This is a genomic window from Treponema sp. UBA785 (assembly GCF_002297065.1).
In the GTDB taxonomy this organism is placed as follows: Bacteria; Spirochaetota; Spirochaetia; order Treponematales; family Treponemataceae; genus Treponema_D.
In genome coordinates this window covers 1-14,853 of record NZ_DBJD01000039.1, presented here as the reverse complement: position 1 = coordinate 14,853, position 14,853 = coordinate 1, and the positions used below count along the sequence as shown (strand labels likewise).

Annotated in this window: 12 protein-coding genes and 1 pseudogene; 3 read left to right on the top strand and 10 right to left on the bottom strand. The window is 39.4% G+C overall.

The features are described 5' to 3' along the window. The first annotated feature begins 5 nt into the window (after positions 1–5). Positions 6–2,090, top strand: a complete 2,085-nt coding sequence (fusA, locus tag B2X33_RS03065; RefSeq protein WP_296021555.1) for an elongation factor G — start codon at positions 6–8, stop codon at positions 2,088–2,090. 66 nt (positions 2,091–2,156) lie between these two features. Continuing rightward, a complete protein-coding gene (locus B2X33_RS03060) occupies positions 2,157–2,831 on the top strand; it encodes an ATPase domain-containing protein (protein WP_296021559.1) in 675 nt (224 codons plus the stop codon). Between the two features lie 69 nt (positions 2,832–2,900). Here the strand turns inward: B2X33_RS03060 and B2X33_RS03055 are convergent, their stop codons facing one another. After that, positions 2,901–3,704, bottom strand: a complete 804-nt coding sequence (locus tag B2X33_RS03055) for a YesL family protein (protein WP_296667558.1) — start codon at positions 3,702–3,704, stop codon at positions 2,901–2,903. Between the two features lie 43 nt (positions 3,705–3,747). Next, complete coding sequence (locus B2X33_RS03050) at positions 3,748–5,433, bottom strand: formate--tetrahydrofolate ligase (RefSeq protein ID WP_296021571.1); 1,686 nt, start codon at positions 5,431–5,433, stop codon at positions 3,748–3,750. A gap of 137 nt (positions 5,434–5,570) precedes the next feature. Between B2X33_RS03050 and B2X33_RS03045 the strand changes: the two genes are divergently transcribed. Next, positions 5,571–6,005, top strand: a complete 435-nt coding sequence (locus B2X33_RS03045) for a MarR family winged helix-turn-helix transcriptional regulator (protein ID WP_296667556.1) — start codon at positions 5,571–5,573, stop codon at positions 6,003–6,005. 291 nt (positions 6,006–6,296) lie between these two features. Here the strand turns inward: B2X33_RS03045 and B2X33_RS03040 are convergent, their stop codons facing one another. From B2X33_RS03040 to folE2, 8 genes and pseudogenes are all read right to left on the bottom strand, one after another. Beyond that, on the bottom strand, positions 6,297–6,854 hold the full coding sequence (locus B2X33_RS03040; RefSeq protein WP_296021782.1) for a hypothetical protein: 558 nt from the start codon (positions 6,852–6,854) through the stop codon (positions 6,297–6,299). A 27-nt stretch (positions 6,855–6,881) separates the two neighbouring features. Further along, positions 6,882–8,504, bottom strand: a pseudogene (gene lysS, locus B2X33_RS03035) (lysine--tRNA ligase); the annotation flags it as partial. A gap of 259 nt (positions 8,505–8,763) precedes the next feature. Beyond that, positions 8,764–9,945, bottom strand: coding sequence for an MFS transporter (locus B2X33_RS03030; protein WP_296667554.1), 1,182 nt, complete (start codon positions 9,943–9,945; stop codon positions 8,764–8,766). 132 nt (positions 9,946–10,077) lie between these two features. Further along, positions 10,078–10,725 (bottom strand): thiamine diphosphokinase, encoded by a 648-nt coding sequence (locus tag B2X33_RS03025; RefSeq protein WP_296667552.1) that lies wholly within the window; start codon positions 10,723–10,725, stop codon positions 10,078–10,080. A gap of 23 nt (positions 10,726–10,748) precedes the next feature. Then, a complete protein-coding gene (locus B2X33_RS03020; protein WP_296021592.1) occupies positions 10,749–11,759 on the bottom strand; it encodes an SPOR domain-containing protein in 1,011 nt (336 codons plus the stop codon). A gap of 38 nt (positions 11,760–11,797) precedes the next feature. Then, entirely contained in the window at positions 11,798–12,259 is a 462-nt protein-coding gene (locus B2X33_RS03015; RefSeq protein ID WP_296021597.1) for a hypothetical protein, read from the bottom strand. Positions 12,260–12,305: 46 nt separating this feature from the next. Continuing rightward, complete coding sequence (gene miaB / locus B2X33_RS03010; protein ID WP_296667550.1) at positions 12,306–13,712, bottom strand: tRNA (N6-isopentenyl adenosine(37)-C2)-methylthiotransferase MiaB; 1,407 nt, start codon at positions 13,710–13,712, stop codon at positions 12,306–12,308. A 132-nt stretch (positions 13,713–13,844) separates the two neighbouring features. Next, the gene (gene folE2 / locus B2X33_RS03005) at positions 13,845–14,627 is read right to left on the bottom strand and encodes a GTP cyclohydrolase FolE2 (RefSeq protein ID WP_296667548.1); all 783 of its coding nucleotides are present in this window, start codon (positions 14,625–14,627) and stop codon (positions 13,845–13,847) included. Positions 14,628–14,853 lie beyond the last annotated feature (226 nt).

Here is a 14,853-nt window from a genome sequence, read left to right as displayed (position 1 = left end):
ACAATATGGCTTTTGATATTACTAAAGTACGTAATATCGGTATCAGTGCCCACATTGACTCAGGCAAAACAACAACTTCTGAACGTATTTTGTTCTATTGTAACAAAATTCACGCTATTCACGAAGTTCGCGGTAAAGACGGTGTTGGCGCTGTGATGGATAACATGGAACTGGAACGCGAACGCGGTATTACAATCCAGTCAGCTGCAACACAGGTTCAATGGAAAGACACAACAATCAACTTGATCGACACACCGGGACACGTTGACTTTACAGTAGAAGTTGAACGCTCTCTTCGCGTTCTTGACGGTGCAATCATGATTCTCTGTGCTGTAGCAGGTGTTCAGTCACAGTCTATTACAGTAGACCGACAGCTCAAACGCTATCATGTACCTCGCGTTGCATTCGTAAACAAATGCGACCGTCAGGGTGCAAATCCAATTCGTGTATGCGGTCAGCTTCGCGACAAACTCGCTCTCAATGCACACATGGTTGAACTTCCAATCGGTCTTGAAGACAAACTCGAAGGTGTTGTAGACCTCGTTGGAATGAAAGCAATTTACTTCGATGGTGAAAACGGTGAAAATCTCCGCTATGCAGATATTCCAGCTCATATGAAAGACGATGCCGCACGCTATCATCAGGAATTGATTGAAGAAGCAGCAAACTTCGATGACGCCCTTATGGAAAAAGTTCTCGAAGGCGAAGAACCAACAGAAGAAGAACTCATTGCTGCAATCCGCAAGGGAACTCTTGCAGAACAGTTTGTCAGTGTATTCTGCGGTTCAGCTCACGTAAACAAAGGTATTCAACCACTTCTCGATGGTGTTGTCCGCTATCTTCCTAACCCGACAGAAGTTCACAACTATGCTCTCGATCTCGACAAAAACGAAGAACAAGTTGAACTTTTCAATGTTCCAGACAAGCCAGCTGTTGCACTCGCATTCAAACTCGATGATGGTCAGTTCGGTCAGCTCACATACATCCGTATTTACCAGGGACGTATTCCAAAAGGATGCGAACTTACAAATACTCGTACAGGCAAAAGATTCAAGGTTGGTCGTCTTGTACGCATGAATTCTGCTGCAATGGAAGATATTAGCGTTGGAGAACCAGGCGACATCTGTGCATTGTTCGGTGTTGACTGTGCTTCAGGCGATACTTTCTGTGCAGAAGGAATCAACGTAGCTATGACTTCTATGTTCGTTCCAAAGCCAGTTATTTCCCAGGCTATCAAGCCAAAAGACAAGTCAATGGCCGCAAATTTTGCTAAAGCCCTCAACCGCTTTACAAAAGAAGACCCTACCTTCCAGACAGAGCTTGATCCAGAATCAAATGAAACAATCATCAAAGGTATGGGTGAACTCCACCTTGCAGTATACGTTGAGCGTATGAAACGTGAATACAAATGCGAAGTAGAAGTAACTCCTCCAAAGGTTGCTTACCGTGAATCAATCCAGGCTCGTGCAGACTTCAACTACACACACAAAAAGCAGACAGGTGGTTCTGGTCAGTACGGACGCGTTGCAGGATTCATGGAGCCTCTCGCCGACAAAGACTACGAATTTGTAGACGCAATCAAGGGCGGTGCAATTCCTAACGAATACATTCCTTCTTGTGATAAAGGTTTCCGCCGCGCAATGGAAAAAGGCTCTCTTATCGGAGCTCCAGTTGTTGGTGTAAAAATAACAATTAACGACGGTCAGTACCATCCAGTTGACTCTTCTGATATTGCATTCCAGACAGCTGCTATCGGTGCATTCCGTGAAGCTTATGAAAAGGCAAAGCCTGTTATTCTTGAACCAATCATGAAGGTTTCTATCGAAGGACCTACTGAATTCCAGGGAAATATGTTTGGTCTTATCAACCAGCGCCGTGGTGTAATTCTCGAATCAACAGATGAAAACAACATCTCAACTGTAAACGCAGAAGTTCCACTTTCAGAAATGTTCGGATTCTCAACAATCCTTCGTTCTTCTACACAGGGAAAAGCTGAATTTACAATGGAATTCCTTAAATATGGAAAAGTTCCAAACGCTGTAGCTGATGAGCTTATCAAAAAGCATCAGGAAGCAAAAAAGAACGCTTAATTCGATTTAAGCAACTCAAAAAAGTCCGGTATTTTGCCGGACTTACATTTCCTATAGGAGAAACACATGGTAAAACAGGATCTTTACAATAAAAGCCCAGTTCGCCTTTTTGATGCTGCAACAGAAGGTGGTCTTAAAGAAGGTGGCCTCGGTCTAGTTACTTCTAAAAAAGGCTTGGGAAAGACATCAGTGCTTGTTCAGTTTGGAATGGACACTTTGTTAAAAGACGAACAGCTTGTTCACGTAACTTTTGATCTTCATTCTTCAAACGTAATTTCATGGTACGATGGAATTTTTGCAGAAATTGCTAAAAAATCAGCAGGAAACAGTGCGGAACTAAAAACAGATGTAGTTTCAAAACGCACAATCCTCAACTTCTCTCTCGACAACTTCTCTGTTACAAAAGTTGTAAACACACTCAAAGCTCTTTCTGCAGCAGGAATTGCTGTAAAAGGCGTTGTAATGGACGGAATCGACTTTACAAAAGTTTCAGAAGACGATGTTAAAGCAGTTGCAGGCTATGCACAGTCAGAAAAAGTAACTGTATGGACTTCTGCAACATCAGAAGGCGCTAAACTTGCAGATGTAGTTCCTGCAAACTTGGAAAAATATTTCGATGTTGTTATAAATCTCTCTCAGACAGGTTCAAACGTCGCTGTAGATATTCTTAAACTCGGCGACAAAAAAGACGTAGAATCTGGTCTTAAGCTTGATTCAAAAACATTGCTTATTTCTAAATAAACATAATTTTTAGAAGCAACAAAAAGCCCGTGGCATTCGCCACGGGCTTTTTGTTGTGATTTTTTTAACTTATTTCCACGGACACAAAAACGAACTCAATTTTCTTTGACCGAGAGACTCTTTATCATCTGCAATCAATTCATCCCACGGAACAGAAGTGCGTTTTTCTTTATCTTCCAGACACTCCGGATGTTCCTCAAACCAATCGTATTTGTAAAGACGCAGACGGCAGGCATTCATACAACTGAGCGTAATTCCATTCAACCCAGGAATCAGGCCAAATGTAAGAATCGTCAGAACACAAAGCACAAGATTATGCAAAAGCATTAAAAATGAAAAACCCGCATTGTCAAAATATACAATAAACGATTTTTTTAAATTCTTTCCAAAAGTATTGTCTTCCTGCAAAAAATACAATGGAACAAACCACTGCAAAGCCATAACAACAATAATAAAAAACCAGGCAAGAACCGCAGCAAGCAAAATGCTCATCAAACTTCCGTTTTTAAAATACATTCCAAGGTAAAAAATAAAGGCAATTCTTACAACCAAAACCAAAACCGCAAGCAACGCGCCAAAGATAAAGCCAGTCAAAAAACATTTTTTTAAGGAAGCAAGAAATAAGCTCCATCTCGGCGAATTAAAATCCGCAATTTTACGCGCATTTGCTCCCCATGCGAACAAAACGCTCATCAAAACTCCAGCACATATAACAAAAATTACGTTAGGAAGATAAGGATTTATTGCAACAGAAGCAGAAATTGCAAAATAAGAGCCGACGCCAATTGCAACAGGCAAAACATTTGTCAAAATAAGATAAAAAAGATTATCCCAAACATCACAAAAATTTTTTTTCAAAAAAAATCCGAACATTTTTTCTCCAGCAGATTTTGTTTTTATCAGTACAGTTTTAATTCTAGAATAATCCAGAGATTTTTCCGTCATCGTCTACATCGATATTCAAGGCAGCAGGCAACTTAGGAAGGCCTGGCATTGTCATAATATCGCCAGCGAGCACAACAACAAAGCCAGCGCCGCTGTATAGCTGACAATCGCGCACAGGGAAAACATAATCTTTTGGAGCGCCAATCAATTTTGGATCATGACTGATAGAATTTTGCGTTTTTGCAATACAAACAGGCAGTTCCTTAAAACCACGCTCTTCGTATTCACGCAATTTTTTAAGAACGCTAGGCGGAAATTCAACAGACTTTGCACGGTAAATTTCTTTAGCAATAGTTCGAACCTTGTCTGCAAGCGAAAGATGAGATTCGTAAAGGTAATGAAAATTAGCTTCTCCAGATTCGGCAATCTCGACAACTGTATGAGCAAGCTCGGTCATGCCTTCTCCACCTTTGCCCCAGCCTTCGCACAAAACAGCCTTTGAGCCTTTTTCCGCACAAAGTTTTTTCAAAAGCTCAATTTCTTCTTCAGTATCAGTAACAAATTTATTTATTGCAACAACGGAAGGAACTCCGAATTTAGAAATATTTTCAATGTGGACGGCAAGATTTTCAAACCCTTTTCTCAAAGAGTCTGTGTCCGGCATAGAAAGATCGGCCTTTGCGACTCCGCCGTGCATCTTAAGGGCGCGGACAGTAGCAACAATTACAACTACGTCAGGACTTAATCCAGCAGTACGGCATTTAATGTCCATAAATTTTTCTGCGCCAAGGTCAGCGGCAAATCCAGCTTCTGTAACAACATAGTCGCCACAAGCAAGAGCACTGTATGTTGCATTGATAGAATTTGTTCCTTGCGCAATATTTGCAAACGGTCCTCCATGAACAAATACCGGATTTTTTTCCAATGTTTGCACAAGATTAGGACGAATTGCATCTTTTAAGAGAGCAGCAATCGCTCCAGTACACTTTAATTCACCAAATCTTACTGCCCTTTTGTCATAAGTTTGGCAGATTGTAATATTATCAATTCTCTTTTTTAAATCGGAAATCGAAACCGAAAGACACACAATAGCCATAAGTTCCGATGCAACCGAAATTATAAAATGATCTTCTCGCGGAACACCGTCTGTTCTTCCGCCCAAACCAATTGTAATATTTCGCAGCTCCCGGTCATTAAGGTCAACACAACGCTTCCAAATAATTGTGCGCGGATCAAGGTGAAGAGCATTTCCCTGCTGAATATGATTATCGATTAAAGCCGCAATCAGGTTGTTCGCAATCGAAATCGCATGAATGTCACCCGTAAAATGCAGATTGATTTCTTCCATCGGAACAATCTGTGCATAACCGCCGCCACACGCACCGCCTTTAATGCCAAAACACGGTCCCAAAGAAGGTTCTCTCAAAGCAATAACAGTTTTTTTGCCAATTTTATTCAAACCGTCGCCCAAACCAATCGAAACTGTAGATTTTCCCTCGCCAGCAGGAGTCGGAGTTACAGCCGTTGTCAAAATCAACTTTCCGCGATTCTTAGGATCAAGAACTTTTTTTTGAAATTTGCGAAGTTCAGCCATAGTAATTTTTGCTTTGTATTTTCCGTAAAAATCAAGACAATCTTCTTCAATCCCAATTTTTTTCGCAATATCTGCAATCGGAGCCATTTCGTTTTTTTGAGCAATTTCAATATCTGAAAACATTTCAAAACCTCGCAAAATAATATTTTCACATTTTAATAAAATTCTAGCGCATTTACAACAAACAAAAAAAACAATAACAATCTGTTGTTTTCTAAATTTGCTACTTGTTTTTTTCGTAAAAGGTTATAATTACTTCAATGTTTTACGATCAGAATTCAATTTTAAGCCTAATTTCGCACATTCACTCTCAAAGCCAAAATTTTTTGCAAAAAAAACTTTCGGCTCTTGGCCTTACAAAACTCGCGACAAGCCACGGAAACATTCTTTTTTGTCTTAGCCGCACAAAAAGCCTTTCGCTCAGTGAACTTTCTCAGAAAATAAACCGCGATAAATCCACAACAACAGCCCTTGTAAAAAAACTTGAACAAGCTGGCTTAGTTGAACAAAAAAAAGACCCGGACGACAGCCGCAAAAAACAAATCCAACTGACTCCAAAAGGAAGCCAATATAACGAAAAAACAAACGATTTATCGAACAAACTTATGCAAAACTGCTGGAAAAAATTTTCCGAACAAGAAAAAAATCAACTGGTTTCTCTCTTAAACAGGCTGTCAGCAAATCTGGAAGAATAATAATTAACTGGAATGTCGAATAAAAAAAAGAAAAGTCATATATGCCATTTCCCGTGCTACAATACTGCGATGTTTACGCAGTAAACTCGGTCAGAAATTTGTTGAAAAATTTCAATAGATTATCGGCTCAAGCCCGATAATGACAAGTAGCAAAATCCAATAATGACATTAAACTATAAAATTCGAAGTTTATCGTTAAAATAAAAAGTCATTACACAAAAAACGGCGGTTAATTCCCTTGTGCCTTATGACAACAAATTTAACCGCCATATTTTTAATGCCCCAAAAATTTTATTTTACTTTTCCGTCTTTGTAGAGTTCTACGGTCAAAAATTTTCCGTTTGCTCCAATTTTCTTTCCATCAATTTCTACAAAACCTGACTTTGTATGCAGCCCCATTTCTGCAAACTTGTCGGCTTTTACAAAGCAAAGTTCTTCTTCTGGCGCGCTAAATCCTTCTGGCTCAAGAATTGTTCCAACCTCAAACTGCGGTGCAAAAATTACTTCGCAAGTTTCTTTGTCAGTAACGGCCGGATCAGAGGCAGCAAGAAGCATCCCATTGCTACGAACTCCTCGGAAATTTGCAGGCTTTAAGTTGTAAACCAAAACAATGTTCTTTCCTAAAAGCTCTTCCGCCTTATAGAACGGAACAATAGAACTTACAATCTGCCGAGGTTCTGCATCGCCTGTGTTAAGAGTTAAAATATAAAGGAAAGCACCACCCGGATGCTGCTCAACTTTTTCAATCTTGCTTACTTTTAAGATTACACGTCTGCTGAATCTTTCTGCAGGAGGAAGTTTATCAATCTGCTCTGGAGTAAGTTTTTTTTCGGTTGTCTTTTTCTGCAATTTTGATTCGTCAACGCCTTCAACGCTTGCTAAAAGACGATCGAGCTTGCCAGCTTCGATTATGCGCATAAAACTTCCAAGGCGCGGTCCCTGGTCTTTTCCAATAATAACTTCGTAAAGAGCGGTAAAGAGCTTTTTTGCGTCAATTCCAAGAGAAGTTGCAACTGCGTAAATTGCTTCTTGACAATCTCTGTCTGTCTGGAACGAAGAAATTTTTGGAAGAACTTCATCGTGAACTTTTTTAACAGCATCTGCCAATGCATGCGGAAGTTTTGCTGTTGTTCCGTCATCGCGGATTTTAAAGCAGAAGTCCGGAGCGCAGTCAGGCGCGCTTTCGTTAATCCAGTACCATGCGCAAACACAGCGGCGACGCAAAACTTCTTCCTGTTCAGGTTTTACATTTCCAAGGCTCTTGATTACAGCATCGATGTCGCCTGAATAAGTCTGCAAAAGGGTTGTCAAAAGGCGAAAACCAATCTGATAAGGCTCAACTTTCGGGAATCCCGGTTCAACCTGGCTCAGTTCATAAATGCGCTTTTCGTGGTTGATTATTGACTCGCGTTTTTTCTCGTCTTTTTCCTTTGGAAGCTCTTTTTCCCAGGCGATTCTTTCTGTACGGTCATAAGCCTCGTAAACAGTAACAACGTCAAGGTCGAAACTGATTGAAAATTCGTGGTCTACCTTGTTCTGCGCAAAAATGTAGCGCAAAACTTCCGGCTGGTAGACTTCGAGAGCGTCTACCAAAGAAATTACCTTTCCTTTTGAAGAAGACATTTTTCCAGGAACACCCTTAAGCTTTACAAAATCGTATTTCATTGTGACGGGAGCGTCCCAGTTGTAAAGGCGCTTAGAAACAAGTTTTGCAGTATCATAAGAACCGCCCGGAGAAATGTGGTCTTTTCCGCCCGGCTCAAACACAACTTTTTCTTCATTCCATCTCATCGGCCAGTCAACGCGCCAGCCAAGCTTAAACTCTTTTGAAGTGCGGAGATCGCCTTTTTCTACATGACCGCAACTTGTACATTTGTAAGTAATTCCGTATTCGCCGTCATAATCCAAAATTTCGGTCGTGTCTTTGTTACAATTACAGCAAAAAGCGGCAACAGGCCAGTAAACATCTTCCGGCTTCATTTTATGCTCGTCGTCACGATAAGTATTAAGACATTCTTTAATTACACCGCGATTCTGCATTGCAGTTTTCATACCTTCAGCATAGCGGTTAGCGCGGTAGCGGCTCGCCTGATATAAAAATTCAGGATAAATTCCAACACGAGGAAGCTGAGTCTCAATATCCTTTTCGTGGTGGCGCGCATAGTTCTCGTCGCGTCCGAAAGTGTCCGGAACCATAGTTATTGGATAGCGCAAATATTTTTCCAGAACTTCCGGTTTAGGCATATTTCCAGGAACTTTTCTAAACACATCATAGTCGTCCCAAGAATAAATAAAACGCACATTCTTGCCACGATCGCGTAGAGCGCGGACAATCAAGTCAACAGTAATAATTTCGCGGAAGTTTCCAATATGAACAGTTCCGCTCGGAGTAATTCCCGAAGCGCAAGTATAAAGGTCAAGTTCGCCTTTCTGCTTGATAATTCTTTCTGCCTGCTGGTCAGCCCAATGGCAGAGTTCTGAAATGTTTCTTTCTGACATTTTTCATTCCTAGAAAAAAATATATATCTTCCACCGTTTATTCGGGTGGCTTTTTGCTCTGCAAAAACCGGGTCTTTCAGGGTTGCGGCGTCCCGGCGCCTCCAGTATTTTTGCTGCGCAAAAACACACGCTTTGCGTCCCTTACAGCCCCTGCCACGAAAGCAGGAATCTGAAAAAATTCACTTTGATTTTACAAAAAAAAAGCGGTTTATACAATAAACCGCTTTTTTTATCTGCTTTTTAAGCTCAACTTACAAAGTTATTTTTCAAGCCGTTCAGATTTTCTTTTTAACAAAAAATTTACGACAGAAATAACAATCATTGCCGAAGCATTTACCAAAAGAATGCAAATTGCTCCTACAAGCCCGATTTTGTCGGCTACGATTCCAACTATCTGAGGAGTTACAATTCCTCCAAGAGCAGCGATTGCCAAAAGCATAGAAGTTCCAAGGTCAGAACCTACAATTGCATCAGAAGCATTGGAAACTGTAGTCGGATAAATTCCAGCAAAAAACAGGCCAAGTCCGATAATCGCAAAAGTAATAATTCCCAAATTTTTTGTCGATATCAAAAGAATAAAGAAAATGGCAGTTATAATGCAGTCAAAAAGAATTATATTCTGTTTTTTTATTTTTCTCGAAACATAGGCCGTCAAAAGCCGTCCAAACAAAACCGCAAGCCAGGTAAAAGAAACCAAAGAATTTGCAAATGCCGGCGACATAATTCCTGTATTTTTAAAATATGTTACAAACCAACCGTTTACGCAGTTTTCAAGTCCCAGATAGAAAAATAGAAGAAATCCCGAAAGATAAAAAAGAGGCTGCTTCCAGAATGGAGATTTTTTTGCAAGGCTTTCTCTTTCTGTTTTTTCAGCAGAAACGTTTTTTGGAGTCAAATCCAAGGTCAGCATATAAACCGCAGAACAGAATGAAGCAATGGCAAGGGTGTAAACAATTGCACGCCAGGTAAAATCAAACTTAAAGAACAGCGACATTACCATTGGAGCCAAAAATGCACCGATTGCAAAAACCATATGCAAAATATTGAGCGCAACCGGAGTTCCGTCAGAATTTTCATTGATGTAAGCATTATTTATAACGCTGTAACAGCCGCGGCTTATCCCAAGAAGAATAAAAAGCAAAAGCATTACAGAAACATGCGGCAAAAAAGAAAGTCCAAAAAGCGACAACGGCATAAAAAGAGATGTTATGAATATCGAAATTTTTCTTCCTGCAAGTTTAGTCAAAAAAGGATTTACAAAGCTTGCAAGAAAATTTCCGATTGCAAAGAACGAAAGCAGCGAACCTGCAACTGCAAAACTGATTTTTGCTTCATCGATTACATAAGGCAAGATTGCGCCGACAATCAAAACGACTGAACCATTTACAAAAAACGAAAAATAGTTTGGCAAAAATTTTTTGAAATTTACTTTTTTTTCCATTTTTTATCCCCATGTCTCCATGTAAAAATATGATATTATAATCCTGTTCAGTCTATCACTTTTCAAAAAATGATTCAAACTTAATAAAAAATATAAAAAATAATTCTAAAATTATAAAATATACTCAGCAAATTATTCTGAAAATATTTCAATGAGCAGGACAATTCCTTTTTTTACGCTTACTTTTGCGGTTTGATCTAGCAAAACTTCATTGCTCGTCGTGTAAATGTATTCTGGACTTACTTTTCCATTTTTTAACGGATATTTTGCGCCCAAAATATTTAGTCCTTTTACTTTTCCGCAAACAGGAATTATCGAAAAATATTTGCAATTTTTATTCACAAAAACAGGATTTTTTCCAACAATCTGCATTTTTGAAAAATCATCAAGAACAAAAGCGCTGCACTTCCGTTTAAAAAGCCAGATAAGCGCAGAAACGTTGACCATAGAATGGTCAAAACGGCCGCCAGTCATTCCAACGAGCATAAAATTTCTAAAGCCCCGTCCAAACGCTTCTTTTACGGCAAAAAATGAATCCGTGTCATCTTTTTCACAAGGAAGAACAATTGTTTCCGAATTTGTCTCAGGTTTTTCAAAAGAATCAAAATCTCCAACAATTAAATCAGGTTCAATTTTCAGTTCTTTTGAATGAACAAGTCCGCCGTCACAAAAAACAAAAAAATCATCAGGAAGCAAAATTTTTTTTATCTGCCCATAATTTTGAATTTTTGCGGCCCCGAAAATTACGCAGCGACTTTTTTTTAAAATATTTTTTTTCAAACCATTCATCTTTCGCCGAAACTTTATTCAAAAATCGGATAACATTCAAAACCGGCATTGCGCAATTCGTTTCCGACAGAGCCTGCCTTATTTTCATCAACTACGACAAGATAATATTTTGTTCCGCTCGGACGTATTTCTTCGGTAACATGAGGCAAAAAGCCTTTTTCTTTCAATTTTGAAACCAAACTTTCCGCATTTGCCTTGTCCTTAAAAAGTCCAAGCTGCTGACGAATAATTTTTTCATTTTTTGAATTATCTTCGTTTTTTTCTGAATTTTCATTTTTTGACTGAATTTCAGATTCAGAATCTTGAACACTTGCAATTTCTGGAACAGAATCTGTTTTTCTTGGAACAAAATACCAAAACGGAGCCGGCAAAATCTGAATTTCACCTTTTACAATTGCCGATTCAAGGCTCTTAGGAAAAGTTTTTTTTAATTGAGCAGAATATGTTTCTTCTCCGGTTATGTGCCACAAAGTCAGCAAAACCTGGGGTTGAACGGATTTCATAGAAGGCAGGGACGAATAAGTTTTTAGAATTGCAACAGGTTCTGTAAGCTCAGCAGAAGTTTTTGACTGGCACAAAATGCTCCACTGTTCATAAAGTTTTATAAAAGCGATTATTTCAGAATCAGAAGAATTCCGGACGGCAGAATTAAGATAATTTTGAGCAGTTATCCAATCTCCTGCGCTCAAGGCGCAACGCACCGCATCAAGAACTAGCTGCTCACTCGATTTTTTCTGCATTCCTACAGCATCGCCTGCCGCAATTGCCGCCGCCTGAACATAAAAATTCATTGCTTCCTGAAAATTTCCGCTCTGCTCCAAAACACCGGCCAAAAAAGCATAGCCCGAACGTTTTTCTGCAAGATTTTGCAATGCCGGAACATTTTTTTTAAGATAGATAACCGACTGCTCAAGAGTATCTTTGCGGGCCGCCTCTTCAGCAATTTTTCTTGCAGTATTTGAATTCTGGGCAAAAACAAAAAAAACGAGATTAAAAATAAAAAATACTGTAAAAAAACGCTTCATAACTTTCCTCACAAACAGTTTTTCAAGTCGCCGGAAAATTATTTTTCTGTCTTGGCGTTATCAATATCCACAGCAGGCTTTGGAACAGAATTCACGTTGCTGCCGTCTTTTGAAGCTTCTTTTGGCTTTGCAGATTTTTTTTCGACTGGACGGCGGATCTTAAAATCAAAAATAGTCTTTTCTTCTTCATGCTGCGCTTTTTTTTCGGCTTTTTCAGCAAGCGATTTTTGTTTTTCCGCTTTTTTTGTTTCTTTTTCGTTTATTTTTTCTGCTGCCTGAGAAATTTGTTTTTTCGACATTTTCTTTTTGAACAGGGCAAAAGGCAACATTACGACAATTCCTGCCAAAAACGATGCAAGAACCGTTAAAAAAACAGGCACATTGTGAAAATTATAAAAAACAAGGTTTACGTCGCATTTATTCACATCTTCAAGATTAAAACCACAAAAAATAGTTACAATTACAAGAAGAATTATTGTTCCAATCAATTTTAAAGGCATATTTTTCCTCCATGTAAAAAAGTTTGCAACACAAACTTTTAATTCCCTAATTTATCATAACTCCCTTAAACGTATTCCCGTTCAAGGCTGTCAATTTTACTGTCACAAACGAGCCTATCAGTTTTTTGTCGGCTTTGAAGGCGACTCTCTCGTTTTGCTCAGTTTTGCCCAAAAGTTCATTTTCGTCGTCGCGGCTCACAATATCGGCAAGAACATTTACGGTTTTTCCAACACGGCTGTTCATGACTTCCGCCGTATGCTTTAACTGAAGATCTATCACTTTTTTTAAGCGTTCTTTTTTTATGGCAACGTCAATCTGATTTTCAAAACTTGCAGCTGGAGTTCCTTCTCTTGGATTATAATAGTACATAAACGCGCTTTCAAATTTTATCTCGTTCATAAACGAAAGAATATCTTCAAACTGTTCTTCCGTTTCGCCAGGAAATCCAACCATTAAATCCGTAATAAGCTCAACGTCCGGCATGGCACTGCGAAGTTTTTTTACAAGAGTTAAAAATTCTTCACGGGTATTTTTTCGGTTCATTCTCCGCAAAATCTCGTTGTTTCCGTGCTGAGCGGCAATATGAAAACCGTGGCAGACATGGCTGTCGTTCGCAATCATTTCAATCAATTCGTCGCTAAAATCATTTGGATTTGACGATTCAAAGCGAATCCAGCGAATTGAAGAAGATGTTTCGTCAAGATGCGCGCTGATTTTTTTGAGAAGCTTAGGAAAATTCAACTCTCCTCCTTCTACAGACTTGTCTTTACAACGATAAGCGTTTACATTCTGTCCCAAAAGCGTAATTTCTTTTACATTGCGTTTAGAAAGAAAATCGATTTCCGCGAGAATCTGTTCAACAGGCCGGCTTACTTCGCGTCCGCGCACATACGGAACAATGCAGTAAGTACAAAAATTGTTGCATCCGTGCATAATCGGAACAAAAGTGCTAAAAGCCTGCTCTTCGTAACTGATTTTTGGGAAAGTGTATTCGGAATCTTCTTCGATTTTAAAACCTTTTTTATGTTCTTCCGCGGCAGAAATTATGTCGCCAAATTTGCTTTTTCCAAAAGTTCCTACAACAAAATCAATAACCGGAAAATCTTTTTTAACGCTGTCCAAAAGACGTTCAGCCATGCAGCCCATCAAGACAACATAAAACGGAACAACACCATTTTTTTCAACAAAATCAACGGCTTTCTGCATTTCTTCAAGGCGGGTTTTAGCGCCAGGCTCTTTGTGACGAATTTTTTTTACACCGGAATAATAGCCGAGCCGGCCAAAAATACGATTTTCGGCAGAACCGCGCACAGAACAAGTATTTATAACAACCATATCCGCAAGTTCCGGCTCCTCCGCCTTCGACCAGCCGCGGCTAATAAAAAGCTGTTCAATTGCGGCAGATTCCGCAATATTCATTTCACACCCATAGGTTTCAAAAAAATAAGTCATAATTCTAATTATTTTAGTAAATTTTCATCAACTTGAGAATACTAAAAAAAATACGTGGCAGAGCGCACAAAAAAAAACACTCAAAACCACGTATTTCCTCGCAAAATGCAATTTTTGACTTTTCGTTTTTAATCAGCAGCTTCCAAATTCTGCGCAAGCATAAGCGTCATGAAAATGAATGCTTTCGTAATTCGTGCATTCAACCTTAAACCAGGCAAATCCCATTTTTTTAAGTCCAAGATAAACTTCCCGAACCATATCTTCTACAAAACGCGGATTTTCGTAAGCATGTTCGGTCACAAATTTTTCATCCTGACGCTTCAAAACAGAATAAAGCGGTGTCGAAGCGCAATTTTCAATCATTTCGATAATGTCTTCAATCCAAAAAAAATCCGAATACAAAACTTTTACTTTTACGCAGCCTCGCTGATTATGAGCGCCAAATTCGCTTATAGCCTTGCTGCAAGGACACAAAGTTGCCACAGGGACTTCAATTCCAACAAAAAACTTAGAATCCACACCATTTTCCTGCATCTCGCTTTCGCCTTCGTAAGTGCAATTGTACTGCATAAAACCGCTTGCACTGGTTACAGGGGCATTTTTTTCAATAAAATACGGAAAACTTATTCTTCCAAAAGCACGCTGCGCATCAAGCTTTTCACGAATTTCTTCGAGCATTTCCAAAAAACTCTTCATCGAAATGTCAGAATGATATTTATGGAAAACTTCTATAAAGCGGCTCATGTGGGTGCCCTTAAAATCATGCGGCAAATTAACAAAAAGATTCACACAGGCAGTTGTATTCTGAACTTTGTTGTTTTTATCCAACACCTGGACAGGATATTTTACATTTTTTACGCCAACTTTCTGCAGCGGCACTTCCCTGGTGTCAGGAGAGTTTTGAACATCAATCATATTTTTTACCATAATTTTTTATTTGGGCACTACCGTCAGAGCCGGTCGCTACGTTCCGGGTTCCGCTTCCGCTCCATGGGGCTGCAAGAAGCTCACAAATATACAAATTTGGTTTTAAATTAGCCTTTTATTTTTAAGGCAGCCCCACGCTGCGCGCCCTGCACATCGCTAGTGCAAGCGCTGGTTCCGAAAACCGGAACCAGCCGACAATTGCTCCGCAATTCTC

Bases quoted from the DNA above. Each gene is read 5' to 3' on its own strand.
- fusA (WP_296021555.1), top strand. From the start codon at position 6: ATGGCTTTTGATATTACTAAAGTACGTAATATCGGTATCAGTGCCCAC.
- B2X33_RS03060 (WP_296021559.1), top strand. From the start codon at position 2,157: ATGGTAAAACAGGATCTTTACAATAAAAGCCCAGTTCGCCTTTTTGAT.
- B2X33_RS03055 (WP_296667558.1), bottom strand. From the start codon at position 3,704: ATGTTCGGATTTTTTTTGAAAAAAAATTTTTGTGATGTTTGGGATAAT.
- B2X33_RS03050 (WP_296021571.1), bottom strand. From the start codon at position 5,433: ATGTTTTCAGATATTGAAATTGCTCAAAAAAACGAAATGGCTCCGATT.
- B2X33_RS03045 (WP_296667556.1), top strand. From the start codon at position 5,571: ATGTTTTACGATCAGAATTCAATTTTAAGCCTAATTTCGCACATTCAC.
- B2X33_RS03030 (WP_296667554.1), bottom strand. From the start codon at position 9,945: ATGGAAAAAAAAGTAAATTTCAAAAAATTTTTGCCAAACTATTTTTCG.
- B2X33_RS03020 (WP_296021592.1), bottom strand. From the start codon at position 11,759: ATGAAGCGTTTTTTTACAGTATTTTTTATTTTTAATCTCGTTTTTTTT.
- B2X33_RS03015 (WP_296021597.1), bottom strand. From the start codon at position 12,259: ATGCCTTTAAAATTGATTGGAACAATAATTCTTCTTGTAATTGTAACT.
- miaB (WP_296667550.1), bottom strand. From the start codon at position 13,712: ATGACTTATTTTTTTGAAACCTATGGGTGTGAAATGAATATTGCGGAA.
- folE2 (WP_296667548.1), bottom strand. From the start codon at position 14,627: ATGATTGATGTTCAAAACTCTCCTGACACCAGGGAAGTGCCGCTGCAG.